Consider the following 12,023-nt stretch of genomic DNA (forward strand, 5'->3'; position numbering starts at 1 on the left):
TGCAGTCGATCTCAGCGGGCTGCTATCCGAGATCTTAGCGCTGAGCGAGGCGCTGAATAGAAGCGCGGCTTGGCACCTGCAGATGGCTGCCGCATGGCGCAGGCCTAATGGGCCACCAATCATTGCAAGCGCGCCCTACGTCCGTCTCTTCTTCGACTCGTACGGATTATCAGGCGAACGGAAATGGATGCGGATCGGCACGCTCGGCATGTCGAAATCGGCGCGTAACCCGTTGATCAGGTAGCGCGTATAGGATTCCGGCAGCGCGTCCGAGCGGGTGCAGGAAATCATGAAGGCCGGCGGACGCGCCTTGACCTGTGTCATGTATTTCAGCTTGATGCGGCGGCCGGAAACAGCCGGTGGCGGATGCTGGATCTGCTGCGTCTCCAGCCAGCGATTGAGCCGCGCCGTCGAAATACGCTTGTTCCAGACCCTGTCCGTATCAATGATCGACTGCATCAGCTTATCGAGTCCCCAGCCGGTCTGGCCGGAGATCGGCACGGCGCGAATGCCGCGCGCCTGCGGCAGCAACCGGTCGGTCTTTTCGCGGAGATCCGCAAGCACCGCCTGGCGGTCCTCGATCATGTCCCATTTGTTGAAGGCAAGCACGGCCGCGCGGCCCTCACGCAGCACCAGGTCGACAATCTGCAGGTCCTGCTTCTCGAACGGGATTGTCGCATCGAAAACGATGACGACGGTTTCGGCAAAACGGATGGCGCGCAGCGCATCGGCGACCGAAAGTTTTTCCAGCTTCTCCGTCACCCGTGCCTTGCGGCGCATGCCAGCCGTATCGAACATCTTGATGGTGCGGCCGCGCCAGTCCCATTCGACCGAGATGGAATCGCGGGTGATGCCTGCTTCCGGGCCGGTCAAAAGCCGATCCTCGCCGAGAAAGCGATTGATCAGCGTCGATTTGCCCGCATTTGGCCGGCCGACGATTGCCACTCGCAGTGGCTTGGTCTCGTCATAAGCTGGCTCTTCGTCCTCGTCCTCACCCTCATCAGCCGAGTGGGGGATATCGACGTCCGTGACGGCAACATCATCCTTGGCATAGGCCCTGTCCTTGCCAATCGCCTCGACGATCGCGTCGCGCAGATCGAGCATGCCTTGCCCGTGCTCGGCCGAAATCGGCGTCGGCTCGCCCAGCCCCAGCGTATAGGCGTCATAGAAGCCGCTATCGGAGCCGCGCGCTTCGGATTTGTTGGCGACGAGCACGACCGGCTTGCCGCGCCGGCGCAGCATTTCGGCAAGCGCCGTATCCACGGGCGTCAGCCCGTTCTTGGCGTCGACGACGAAAAGCGATAGATCGGCCTCGTCGATCGCCGCTTCGGTCTGAGCGCGCATTCGGCCCTGCAGGCTTTCCTCGTCGGCTTCTTCCAGACCGGCCGTGTCAATAATCGTGAAGGTCAGCCCCATCAGCCGCGCATCACCCGGCCGGCGGTCGCGCGTCACGCCGGGTGTATCATCGACGAGCGCAAGCTTCTTGCCCACCAGACGGTTGAAAAGCGTCGACTTGCCGACATTCGGACGACCGACGATGGCGACCGTGAAACTCATTCTTTTTCCTTAAAACTCAGCCCTGCGCGGCGGGCGCCTTGCCGGATGCGGTAATGAGATCAAGCATCATCTGAGCCCGATTGGCAACAGGGCGCGGGCTGCCGGTGTCGTCGACAATCGATTGGAACCATTGCCGCGCTTGCGCCATGTTGCCGGCCTTGTAGGCGGCCAGACCGAGTGCTTCGCGCGCCGAATGACGGAAGGCGTTACTCGGCACGGCCATTTCTTCGATCGCGGCTGAAACCTGCTCATAGGAATCGTTCTCGATCAGCAGCCAGCCCGCGCGCATTTTGGCGACATCGCGCACGGCAGCCGGCACGCCGTTGTCTTTGCCGATCTCGTTGAAGGCGGCGATTGCAGCAGCAGCATCGCCCTTCTGCGCCTGGACGGTCGCAGCCCGCATGCGCGCCAGCACCGGATAGGCGCCATGGCCTTCCTTTTCCAGCTTTTCAAGCGCGGCCAGCGCCTCATCGTTCTTGTTCTCGTCGGCAAGCTTCATCGCCGCCAAAAACTGGTCGCCGGCGCCGGAGGAGCGGGTATCATCCCAATATTCGTAGAGAACCTTGCCGGCGGTACCGGCGACGATCAGGATGGCGACGACAATAATATAGCGGCCGAACCGGCGCCAGGCGCCCTTCATCTGGTCGGACCGCAATTCCTCATTGACCTCACGGATGAAGCTGTCGTCGTTAAATGCCATTCTCGTCTCCGGCCGCGGAAATACCCATAACCTTGCGCAAAATGCGCATTGCCCGGCCTTCTACTCCATTTTGCCGCCGTTGTAAGGGGGATGTGAAAGATTCGTCACGTAGCGAGCGGTGAAACGCCGATCAGCCATTCGTGCAGCTTCCAGATGATCAGCGCCCAGACGAGGATACCGATGACGGCAGCATAGAGGTCGTACTTGGCCGAGACGAAGGGCCGAAGCGTGATTTCGCCCGCCCGCTCGCGGCGCTTGAGCGAAATGCGCACGATCACGCCCCAGGCAAGAAACGCCCCAAACAGCAGGACCGACGACGTCTCGCCATTGGCGAGCAGATGCGCCAGCGCCCAGATCTTCACCGACAGCACCATCGGATGTTTGGTCTTGGTAGCTATATGCCCCGCCGGCAGCAGCGAGGCGACGAGACAGATCATCGCGACCAGCATCAGCGTGATGGCGATATGCGCCGTCCACACTGGCGGATTGTAAAGCATGCCGGTCACCTGCCGCGCCTGGCCGAAACCGTAGATCAGGAGGATCAGCGTGAGAATGCTCGCGATCGAATACCCGGCCCGCCAACCCTTCTCGCCGAGGCTTGCGATCATCGAGCGGCGCAGGCCAGGAGCCACCACCCGCACCAGATGCACACCGAGAAAAAGTATGATGCCGATGATAAGCAGTACCATTGCGGTCCCTTCCGTGCAGTTTGACATTGCTTAGCGGCTGGCGGGAAAAAATGCCAGTTGTGACCGCAGCTTCGCCGCAATTCTATCGGAGGGAAACCGCGAACAAATTGTCGCGGTGCCCATGTCTCGTCCTCTCCTCGCCACCTGTCTGGTCGCCTCCCTCGTTCTTCCCGCGGCGGCAAAGGCGGCCGACCGGCCGAAGCAACTCGTCATCATCTCTTTCGACGGCACCCATGACAACGCGCTCTGGCTGAAGAGCCGCGAGATGGCGGCGAAGAACGGCGCCCACTTCACCTATTTCCTTTCCTGCACCTTCCTGATGAACGAGGCGGCGAAGAGAGCCTACCAGGCGCCGCACCAGAAACGCGGCAAATCCAATGTCGGTTTTGCCCAGAGTGACGACGAGATCCGCGAGCGCCTCGGCAATATCTGGCATGCACATCTTGAAGGGCACGACATAGCAAGCCATGCCTGCGGTCATTTTGACGGCCGCCTCTGGAGCGCAGCCGACTGGTCAGCCGAATACGCGACCTTCCATGCTACGTTGAAAAATGCCTGGAAGAGCGTCGGCCTCGAAGAACCCGCCGGCTGGCAGGATCTGGTCGACCATGGCATCAAAGGCTTTCGCGCCCCCTATCTCTCGGCGACGGCGGGCGCCGACATGATCGCCGCCGAAAAGAAGGCCGGCTTCACCTATGACGCAAGCCTCGTGACCAAAGGCCCGGCGATGCCTGTCGAGGAAGACGGCATCCTCCGCTTCGGCCTCCCCCTGATTCCCGAAGGCCCCAGCCAAAAGCCGATCATCGGCATGGACTACAACCTCTTCGTTCGCCATTCCAAGGGTGAGGAGGACAGCGCGGATTCGAAGGCATTCGAGGACCGCGCCTACGCCGCCTTCTCCCAAGCTTTCGACCGCCAATATAACGGCGACCGCATCCCCCTCCAGCTCGGCTTCCATTTCGTCGAAATGAACGGCGGCGCCTACTGGCGCGGGCTCGACCGACTGGTCAGCGACGTCTGCCACCGGGCGGACGTGGCCTGCGTCAGCTATTCAGAAGCGATCCCGATGATCGAAGCACGCGGGAAACTGCAGCAGACGTCAGGGCTCTGACGGGCGCCTTTTGAGAACGACCGGGGGCGCCGTGTAGCCCCCTCATCCGCCCTAACGGGCACCTTCTCGCCGCTGGGGAGAAGGGGGATCGAGATGTCGCCGGATATGTTCTCAAGCAATGGATAATCACGAGGGGCTGCCTCGAGTCCCTTCTCCCCGCCGGGGAGAAGGTGCCGGCAGGCGGATGAGGGGGCCGCACACGCCGACGTTTCGATCAGGGGCAGGCTCTACCCATCAACCATCCGCATGCACGACACCCGCCTCGCGTTCCAGATAGTGCCGATCGATGGCCGGCAACGGCTCGTCGTCGATGGCCGCCTCGAATGCCTTGAGGCGCTTGTGAATGGAGAGCAGCTCGATGATCGTCGTCCAAGAATTGACCAGATACTGGAACGAGTTGCTGACTTGGCCGAAGGCCGTCGAGATCTGCTGGAAGATACCGTAAGTGATCGTCCCGGCCACGATCGTCGGCACCAGCATGAAGATCACGAAGAGCGCGTCCGCCTGAATGTAGAAATAGCGGGCGACATTGAAATACATGTAGTGGAAATACATGCGGAAATAGTTGCGCCGTACGTTGTTGAAAAGCTCCCTCACCGTCAGCGGCTGCGCCCGGTCCGCATGATCCTCGCCGTAGACGAGTTCCTTGCGATAGGCGGCTTCGACGCGCTGATTGCGGAAGTTCAGGCCCGGCAGCTTGATACCGGCGACCGCCAGAAGCAACGTGCCGAATGCCGACCAGAAGAGCGCCAACCAGAAGAGCGAATTCGCCAGCGGTCCGATGACCGGTAGTTCGGTCACATAATGCGACAGCGCCAGAAGGATCGGAAGGAAGACCACAAGCGTCATCACCGAATTGATGAGGCTGATGCCGAGACCTTCGAGCGTACTCGAAAAACGCATAGTGTCTTCCTGCACGCGCTGTGAAGCGCCTTCGATGTGCCGCAGCTTTTCCCACTTCGACATATAGAAATCGTTCATCGCGGCGCGCCAGCGGAAGATGTAGTGGCTCGTGAAGAAGTCGGTCATGATCGACACGAACATGCTGAGGAACGCGATCTGACAGAAGACCCACATCAGGCTGTAGAAATTATCCACTGAAATGCCCGGCTGCTTCGACAAGGCGTTCTGCAGAAGATCGCCGAACGGCCGGCGCCAATTGTTGATCACGACCGTGATCTGCACGCCGAAATAGGTCACGAAAATGATGAGCGCCGAACCCCAGATCGACCACAGCTTCCAGGGATGATTGCGCGCTATCAGATGCCAGGCGCCGCAGAAGATTAGCGCTGAGAGAAAGAAATAGCTGTAGAACCAGACATTTTCGGGCAGCAAGAAGAAGGAAAGATCGATCGGCTGCTGCTCTTCGGGAACCGGCGCAAAGCCAAGCGACGCGCCGAGACCGGCCGCGAAGAAATACCAGCCCAATATTGAAATCAGCGTCCAGACGACAAGCGAAATGAAGAAGGGTTTCGGCTGGGGAAAGAAGGAATGAAACACGGGGGGCTTTGCTTTCCTGAACTGTGAGTCTCGGGAGTGTCGGAACACTGATTGTGCCGGAAACTACGGCAGTTCGAAGGAAGCAGCAATGGGTTTGGCCGATTGTTACGCAGATGTAACCGGTTAGGCGATTTTCCTGACGACGGGCATTACGAGCGCCGCGCAGACAAGAAGTGCTGCGGCAGCGATCACCGTCGGCAGGGTAAAGCTGCCCGAGCGTTCGGCAATCCAGCCGGCAACAATCGGCCCGACGATCTGGCCGACGCCGAAGGCAGCCGTCATCATCGCCAGGATCCGCCGCGGACTCTCCGGGGAAAGCTTGCGGCCGATCTGCAGCCCGTAGGCAGTGATCGCAAGGAACGTCGCCCCGAACAGCGCCCCGCCGATCAGCGGCGCGACCGAGGGCGGCAGCGCTACGGTGGCGAGCACACCGGCGGCCTCGATGAGAAGCGCCGCGACATAGACGCCGCCGAGCCCGATCGGCCTGACAAGCGGCTTCCAGGCAAACAGTGCCACCGCCGCTGTCACACCGGCAATGAACCAGCAGAGAAATTCGACGAAAGCTCCCGTCGCCGCCATGCGGGCGATGGTGACTAGGAAGGTCGCCGTGATGACGTAGCCGAAGCCGAACAGGCCGTAGGAGAGCGTGACAAGCAACATCGGCCGGCTCCAGTTGAGCGCCGGTTCCTTGCCCGTTCGCGCTGTTTGTGCCGGCGCCGTGGGCAAGAGCCACCAGACGACGGCGAGACTTGCCGCGCAATAGAGCGCTCCGCCGATCCAATCGGCGCGCCAGCCGCCCGGCTCATCGTGAAAGCCAAGACCAATCAGGAGCACCATGACTGACGAAAGCGCAATGCCCGCTCCAGGCCCGCCGAAATGCGCCGCCTGCACATGGTCATTGCCGGCAGCAGCACCGTGGCTCAGCACGATCGACGAAGTGAAGACCATCGCAAAAGCGCTGGCGAGACCGCCGAAGAACCGGATGACGGCAAAGACCGCAACGGAATCGGTGGCCGCCATTGCGGCGAGCAGGATTGCGTTGGCCAGCAATGCCGCAAGCGCTACCAGCCGTTCGCGCCCCGCCGCCCAGCCATAGGCCGCCAGCACGGCGCCGACGAGATAGCCGACGAAATTCGCCGACGCGATAAAACCGGCATCGGCCGCAGAAAGCGGCACACCGCTCATCATGCCGGGCAGGATCGGCGTGTAGGAGAAGCGCCCGAAGCCCATGGCCGCCGCCATGGCTACGGCGCCGGCGGCGGCCGTCGAAACTAAGTTTGGTAAAGAATGGGGTGGGCGAGAAAGCATGCAGCGCTTATCGCCCTGCAGCACCGGCATCGCAAACGACTATTTCTGATTGATTGATCAATTCTGCGAAAGTCGATGGATGAGGTGAGCGCTCCGAGTTCGATGAATGCAAGGAGCGGCGTTGCGGCGTGCTTCGAGGCTTCGCCCTATGGGCTGCGCACCTCAGCATGAGCGGCTTTGGAGGATGCCGCGCTTATGACCGCGGGCGCAGGAATATGGGCACAGCCTCCAAGAGAGCCTCATCCTGAGCGCCCGCAGGGGCCTCGAAGGGCCAGGCGGGCGCGCTGACGATGAAACCCTACACCCGCCCATCCGGCAGCGTCAAAATCACCGGCCCATTCCGCGTCGCAACCACCGTGTGCTCGAATTGCACAGTCGGCGCCTTCGGATCGGCATAAAGCGTCCACGCATCGTCGCCGCCTTCGGCCCAGGTCGCGCCGAGCGAAAGAAACGGCTCGACGGTGAAGACGAGGCCATCTGTCGTCACTCGCTTTTCCGACGGATCCGGCCAGGTCGAGAGCTCGGCCGGCTCCTCGTGCAGCGAGCGGCCGACGCCGTGGCTCGCCAGATTGGCGACCAGCGTATAGCGGTTCTTCTGCGCGAAAGCGCCGACGGCGGTGCCGATCTTTGCCAGAGGTTCGCCCGCTTTCACCTGATTGAGCCCCACCCAGAGCGCCCGCTTGCCGTCGCGGCAGAGGCGTTCGATCTTCGGCTTGACCGGCGGCATCGCAAAGGAAGCGCCGGTATCTGCGAAGAAGCCGTCCTTTTCCGCCGAGACGTCGATATTGATCAGGTCGCCGGCTTGGATGACACGCGCACCAGGAATGCCGTGGGCGATTTCTTCGTTGACGCTGATGCAGGTGGCACCGGGAAACTGGTAACAGAACTCCGGCGCCGAGCGCGCGCCGGAATCCTCGAGCACCTTGCGGCCGATCCGGTCGAGCTCCAGCGTCGTCATGCCCGGCTCCATCGCCGCCGCCATCACCTGGATGGCGTTGGCGCAGATCCGGCCGATCTCTTTGAGCTTTGTCAGTTCATCGTCGTTTGCGATTACCATTCGTCTCATCCGGCCTGCACGCGACGGCCGCGGCCGCCTTAGAGCACGCGTCCGGCAGGACGCGCTGAGGAATTGCGCTAATCAAGCCGTGGCTTTCGCCCCTTCGCCCCTTTCAGTCAATGCCTTTCTGACGATCGGCGCGACTTTTGTCCCGTAGAGCTCGATGCCGCGCATGATCTGATCATGCGGCATCAAGCCGATCGCCATCTGCAGCAGGAAGCGGTCGTTCTTGAATATCGCGTGATGGGCGATAATCTTTTCCGCAACCGCTTCGGGACCGCCGACGAAGAGCGCGCCGTTCGGCCCGCGCGACAGATCGAAATGCGCACGGCTCGTCGGTCCCCAGCCGCGCTCGCGGCCGATACGGTTCATTACCTCGGCCTGTGGGCCGTAGAACTGGTCAGCCGCTCTCTCGGTCGTGTCGGCGATGAAGCCATGGACATTGATGCTGGTCTTCAGTTTCGCCTGATCCTGCCCCGCCCGGCGCGCCGCCTCGCGGTAGAGATCGAACAGCGGCGCAAACCGGCGCGGCTCGCCGCCGATGATCGCGAGCGCCACCGGCAGTCCGAGCGCGCCGGCGCGCGCCACCGACTGCGGTGTGCCGCCAACCGCGATCCACAGCGGCAGCGGATCCTGCAGCGGCCTCGGATAGACACCGCGTCCGTTGATCGCCGCGCGAAGCTCCCCCTTCCACGTGACAGTCTCGTCGTCGCGCAACGCCAGCAGCAGATCGAGCTTCTCCTCAAACAGCTGGTCGTAATCCTCGAGATTGTAGCCGAACAGCGGGAAGGACTCGATGAAAGAGCCACGCCCTGCCATGATTTCGGCACGGCCGTTGGAAATGAGATCAAGTGTCGAAAACTGCTGGAACACCCGCACCGGATCGTCGGAGGAGAGCACCGTCACGGCGCTGGTCAGCCGGATGTTTTTGGTTTTGACGGCCGCAGCCGCCAACGCCACGGCGGGGGCCGATACCGCATAATCCGGCCGATGATGTTCGCCGAGTCCGAAGACGTCGAGCCCCACTTGATCGGCAAGCTCGATCTCCTCGATCAGATGCTTCAGCCGCTCGGCCCCCTCAGCTCCCTTGCTGCGGGAGGGATTAGGATTAACATCGGCGAATGTGTAAAGCCCCAGTTCCATCATCGGCATCCTGTTGAACTCGATCCGGAGATAAGGATGGAGGTGATGGAGCGCAAACACAAATTGTGGAACGGATCGTTCGAGAATCTTGATAGGCGTTAGTTTTCACGGGCTCGACGGGCACCAACTGCGCGGTATGATTGGGTGAAGACAGGACGATTTAAAGAGTCTTTGCGCCGTAGACACGGCGCTGCTGGATTCCTGTGCTTGTCACAGGAATCCAGCAGTCGTCGTCCGCGCGACAGGAGACTCATCCTCTCCAGGCCCAAGAGATGAAACGAAATGTCCTCCCATTCGGGATTCTCCCGCTCGATCAGATCGAGCTTCCACAGTCGCGGCCATTTCTTAATCGTCTTTTCACGGGTGATCGCTGTCGTCAGCAGATCATGTCCTTCGAACCACACCAGCGTCTTGACACCATACTTCGACGTAAAACCCGGCGTCAGCTCATTCTGATGCTCGAATAGCCGGCCGGCAAGATCACGCGTCACGCCGGTATAGAGCGTGCCGTTGCGTGCCGATGCGAGGATATAGACGTACCCTTTCATACCAGCAGATTGGCACAGGATAGATCCCACGTCGACAGAGACACCGACGCGCCCGAATCCCCAATTCGAATCTAAATTCAACGACTTCTAAGCCCCAGCGGAATCATCTTCCAAGCAACCTCACGCCGCACTTGAAGCGTCGGGAAGGCGAGGCCTACCCCTCGCCGTCCGCAGCAATCACATCGTCGCCAGCAGTTCCGCCAGCTGGTCCGAGGCCTTGCCCCATCCCTCATGGAAGCCCATCTTCTCGTGCGCTTCCTTGTCCTCGGCGCGCCAGTGCAGCGCCCTGGCCGTATATTTCGTCCTGCCGTTGCCGAGGTCTTCCAGCAGGATGACGCCGGTGAAGAAAGGCTTGTCAGCCGGCACCCAGGCGCTGCTATAGGCGTCGGTGAAGACGATCTTCTCGTTCTCGACCACCTCCAGATAGACGCCGCGGTTCGGATAGTGATTGCCCTCGGGATCCTGCATGACGACGACGCTGGAGCCGCCGGGCCGCACGTCGAGCGTTGCTTCCGCCACACCCCAGGGGCGCGGCACGAACCATTGCTTCAGCAGGTCCGGATCGGTCCAGGCTTTGTAAATCTTCTCGCGCGAAGCGTCGAATTCGCGAACAAGGACGAGTTCATGTTGCGTGCTGGCGGTCATTTCAACATCTCTCCGTTTGAGTGAAACCCGTTTCGTATCAGGTTGTTATAAGGACGTGTCAAACTTCGCCGTTCCGACAGCACGCCGAAATTAATTTGCAATCGGCTGCGCCGCCTCTTCCTGCATCTTGTCGATCTGCCGGCGGATATGGGCGGCTTCCGCCGCCGAATGGGCAAGCGCGATGGCATGGTCGAAGGCTTCGCGCGCTTGGCTGGTCAAGCCAAGCTGCTTCAGCAGCCCGCCCCGCAGACCGTGATAATAGAAATAGCCCCCGAGCTTCTCGCCGAGCGGATCGATGAGATCCAGCGCCGCCTGCGGCCCGTTCAGCTTGGAAACGACGACCGCGCGATTAAGCGTTACGACAGGCGACGGCTGAACACGCTCCAGCGCGCGGTAAAGCAGATCGATTTCCGTCCAGTCGGTGTCTTGGGCCCGTTTCGCGCGGGAATGGATGGCGGCGATGGCAGCCTGAAGCTGGTAGGGGCCAGGTTGGCGGTGGCGTAGCGCCTTGTCGAGCAGCGCCAGGGCCTCATTGATGAAAAGCTGGTTCCAGAGAGAGCGGTCCTGATCCTCGAGCAGCACGATCTCGCCTTCGGGACTGAAGCGCGCCGGGCGGCGCGATATCTGCAGAAGCATGAGCGCAAGCAGCCCCATCAACTCCGGTTCCGACGGAAAGATGTGCAGCATCAGGCGTCCCAGCCGGATCGCCTCGTCGCTGAAGGCGGCCGCCTCATGTTTGGGATCCGCCTGACTGTAGCCCTCGTTGAAGATGAGATAGATCATCGTGCTGACGATCGAAAGACGCTCGGCCCTCTCCTCGGGGCTCGGCGTTTCGAAAGGCACGCCGGCCTTCGCGACACGCGCCTTGGCCCGGGTGATGCGCTGCTCCATGGCGCTTTCGGAGACAAGGAATGCGCGCGCGATCTGCGTCACCGAAAGGCCGGAGACGATGCGCAGCGCCAGCGCGATCTGCTGGGTCGCCGGCAGATCGGGATGGCAGCAGATGAAGAGAAGCCGCAGGATATCGTCGCGATAATTGGAATCATCCAGCCGCTCGACAATGTCGCTTTCGGCATCCTCGGTATCGGAAATGAGGTCCTCGTCCGGCAGCGCCTGAAGCTTCGAGCGTTTGCGCACCGCGTCGATACCGCTGTTGCGACCGACGAAAATGAGCCATGCCGTCGGGTCGCGCGGCGGTCCCTTTTCCGGCCATGTCCGGATCGCCCTCAGGCATGCCTCCTGGAACGCTTCTTCCGCGGTGTCGAGATCGCGGAAATAGCGTAGCAGCGCGCCGAGCGCCTTCGGCCGGGCAGAGGCAAGCGCGAGGTCGATCCAGGCAATGTCGGTCATGATGCAGCATCTCCCGGCCGGAACACGTAGAAAGGCCGAATTTCGTAAGAGGTGGAGCCGGGATTGACCGAGGATAGCTGTTTCGAGAAGGCGACCGCCTCGTCGAGCGTATCGAAGTCAACCACGTAAAAGCCGAGAAGCGCCTCTTTCGTTTCCGCGAACGGCCCGTCAATCACCAGAGTTTCGTCCTTGCCCTTGCGCACGGTCGTCGCCGCCGTCGTCGGCATGAGCCGGCCGACGGGGCCCAGCTTGCCGGCTTTGGCAAGCGGCTCCTGCACAGCGTAAAGCTTCTCCATGACGGCAGCCTCTTCCTCCTTGCTCCAGGCGAAGACGGTTTCCTCATGGGCGTAACAAAGGATTGCATAAAGCATCGGTCACTCCTCTTTCCGAATGACGAAGGAGTAACCGCTTACCC

At 61.3% G+C, this 12,023-nt stretch carries 11 protein-coding genes and 1 pseudogene; 1 reads left to right on the forward strand and 11 read right to left on the reverse strand.

Annotated features, from left to right (window positions below; all coding sequences use genetic code 11):
- Positions 1-135: 135 nt before the first annotated feature.
- From der to NMA58_RS14675, 3 genes are all read right to left on the reverse strand, one after another.
- Positions 136-1,557 carry a ribosome biogenesis GTPase Der gene (gene der, locus NMA58_RS14665; protein ID WP_097596999.1) on the reverse strand — a complete coding sequence of 474 codons (1,422 nt, stop codon included), beginning with the start codon at positions 1,555-1,557 and terminating at the stop codon, positions 136-138.
- 16 nt (positions 1,558-1,573) lie between these two features.
- Positions 1,574-2,257 carry a tetratricopeptide repeat protein gene (locus NMA58_RS14670; RefSeq protein WP_434710831.1) on the reverse strand — a complete coding sequence of 228 codons (684 nt, stop codon included), beginning with the start codon at positions 2,255-2,257 and terminating at the stop codon, positions 1,574-1,576.
- A gap of 104 nt (positions 2,258-2,361) precedes the next feature.
- Entirely contained in the window at positions 2,362-2,946 is a 585-nt protein-coding gene (locus NMA58_RS14675) for an NnrU family protein (protein WP_434710833.1), read from the reverse strand.
- Positions 2,947-3,067: 121 nt separating this feature from the next.
- Between NMA58_RS14675 and NMA58_RS14680 the strand changes: the two genes are divergently transcribed.
- On the forward strand, positions 3,068-4,057 hold the full coding sequence (locus tag NMA58_RS14680) for a polysaccharide deacetylase (protein ID WP_434710835.1): 990 nt from the start codon (positions 3,068-3,070) through the stop codon (positions 4,055-4,057).
- A 234-nt stretch (positions 4,058-4,291) separates the two neighbouring features.
- On the opposite strand, the gene sbmA is transcribed toward NMA58_RS14680, so the two are convergent.
- The 8 genes and pseudogenes from sbmA to NMA58_RS14720 all read right to left on the reverse strand — a co-directional run bounded on the left by sbmA (position 4,292) and on the right by NMA58_RS14720 (position 11,979).
- Positions 4,292-5,557 (reverse strand): peptide antibiotic transporter SbmA, encoded by a 1,266-nt coding sequence (sbmA, locus tag NMA58_RS14685; RefSeq protein WP_085778978.1) that lies wholly within the window; start codon positions 5,555-5,557, stop codon positions 4,292-4,294.
- Positions 5,558-5,680: 123 nt separating this feature from the next.
- Positions 5,681-6,895 carry a YbfB/YjiJ family MFS transporter gene (locus NMA58_RS14690; protein WP_434710837.1) on the reverse strand — a complete coding sequence of 405 codons (1,215 nt, stop codon included), beginning with the start codon at positions 6,893-6,895 and terminating at the stop codon, positions 5,681-5,683.
- Between the two features lie 268 nt (positions 6,896-7,163).
- Positions 7,164-7,922 (reverse strand): type I methionyl aminopeptidase, encoded by a 759-nt coding sequence (map, locus tag NMA58_RS14695; RefSeq protein WP_085778980.1) that lies wholly within the window; start codon positions 7,920-7,922, stop codon positions 7,164-7,166.
- A gap of 81 nt (positions 7,923-8,003) precedes the next feature.
- Positions 8,004-9,065 carry an LLM class flavin-dependent oxidoreductase gene (locus NMA58_RS14700; RefSeq protein WP_434710842.1) on the reverse strand — a complete coding sequence of 354 codons (1,062 nt, stop codon included), beginning with the start codon at positions 9,063-9,065 and terminating at the stop codon, positions 8,004-8,006.
- A gap of 260 nt (positions 9,066-9,325) precedes the next feature.
- Positions 9,326-9,613, reverse strand: a pseudogene (locus NMA58_RS14705) (GIY-YIG nuclease family protein); the annotation flags it as partial.
- Positions 9,614-9,790: 177 nt separating this feature from the next.
- Positions 9,791-10,258 (reverse strand): SRPBCC family protein, encoded by a 468-nt coding sequence (locus tag NMA58_RS14710; RefSeq protein ID WP_434710844.1) that lies wholly within the window; start codon positions 10,256-10,258, stop codon positions 9,791-9,793.
- Positions 10,259-10,348: 90 nt separating this feature from the next.
- Entirely contained in the window at positions 10,349-11,608 is a 1,260-nt protein-coding gene (locus tag NMA58_RS14715) for an RNA polymerase sigma factor (RefSeq protein ID WP_434710845.1), read from the reverse strand.
- Positions 11,605-11,979 carry a YciI family protein gene (locus NMA58_RS14720; protein ID WP_434710847.1) on the reverse strand — a complete coding sequence of 125 codons (375 nt, stop codon included), beginning with the start codon at positions 11,977-11,979 and terminating at the stop codon, positions 11,605-11,607. Before NMA58_RS14720 ends, NMA58_RS14715 begins: the two co-directional genes overlap by 4 nt.
- Positions 11,980-12,023 lie beyond the last annotated feature (44 nt).

Origin of the sequence: Rhizobium sp. YTUHZ045, from assembly GCF_051124255.1 — a bacterium.
Lineage (GTDB): Bacteria > Pseudomonadota > Alphaproteobacteria > Rhizobiales > Rhizobiaceae > Rhizobium.

Coding starts and splice junctions, on each gene's coding strand:
- der (WP_097596999.1), bottom strand. CDS start 1,557: ATGAGTTTCACGGTCGCCATCGTCGGTCGTCCGAATGTCGGCAAGTCG.
- NMA58_RS14670 (WP_434710831.1), bottom strand. CDS start 2,257: ATGGCATTTAACGACGACAGCTTCATCCGTGAGGTCAATGAGGAATTG.
- NMA58_RS14675 (WP_434710833.1), bottom strand. CDS start 2,946: ATGGTACTGCTTATCATCGGCATCATACTTTTTCTCGGTGTGCATCTG.
- NMA58_RS14680 (WP_434710835.1), top strand. CDS start 3,068: ATGTCTCGTCCTCTCCTCGCCACCTGTCTGGTCGCCTCCCTCGTTCTT.
- NMA58_RS14690 (WP_434710837.1), bottom strand. CDS start 6,895: ATGCCGGTGCTGCAGGGCGATAAGCGCTGCATGCTTTCTCGCCCACCC.
- map (WP_085778980.1), bottom strand. CDS start 7,922: ATGGTAATCGCAAACGACGATGAACTGACAAAGCTCAAAGAGATCGGC.
- NMA58_RS14700 (WP_434710842.1), bottom strand. CDS start 9,065: ATGGAACTGGGGCTTTACACATTCGCCGATGTTAATCCTAATCCCTCC.
- NMA58_RS14710 (WP_434710844.1), bottom strand. CDS start 10,258: ATGACCGCCAGCACGCAACATGAACTCGTCCTTGTTCGCGAATTCGAC.
- NMA58_RS14715 (WP_434710845.1), bottom strand. CDS start 11,608: ATGACCGACATTGCCTGGATCGACCTCGCGCTTGCCTCTGCCCGGCCG.
- NMA58_RS14720 (WP_434710847.1), bottom strand. CDS start 11,979: ATGCTTTATGCAATCCTTTGTTACGCCCATGAGGAAACCGTCTTCGCC.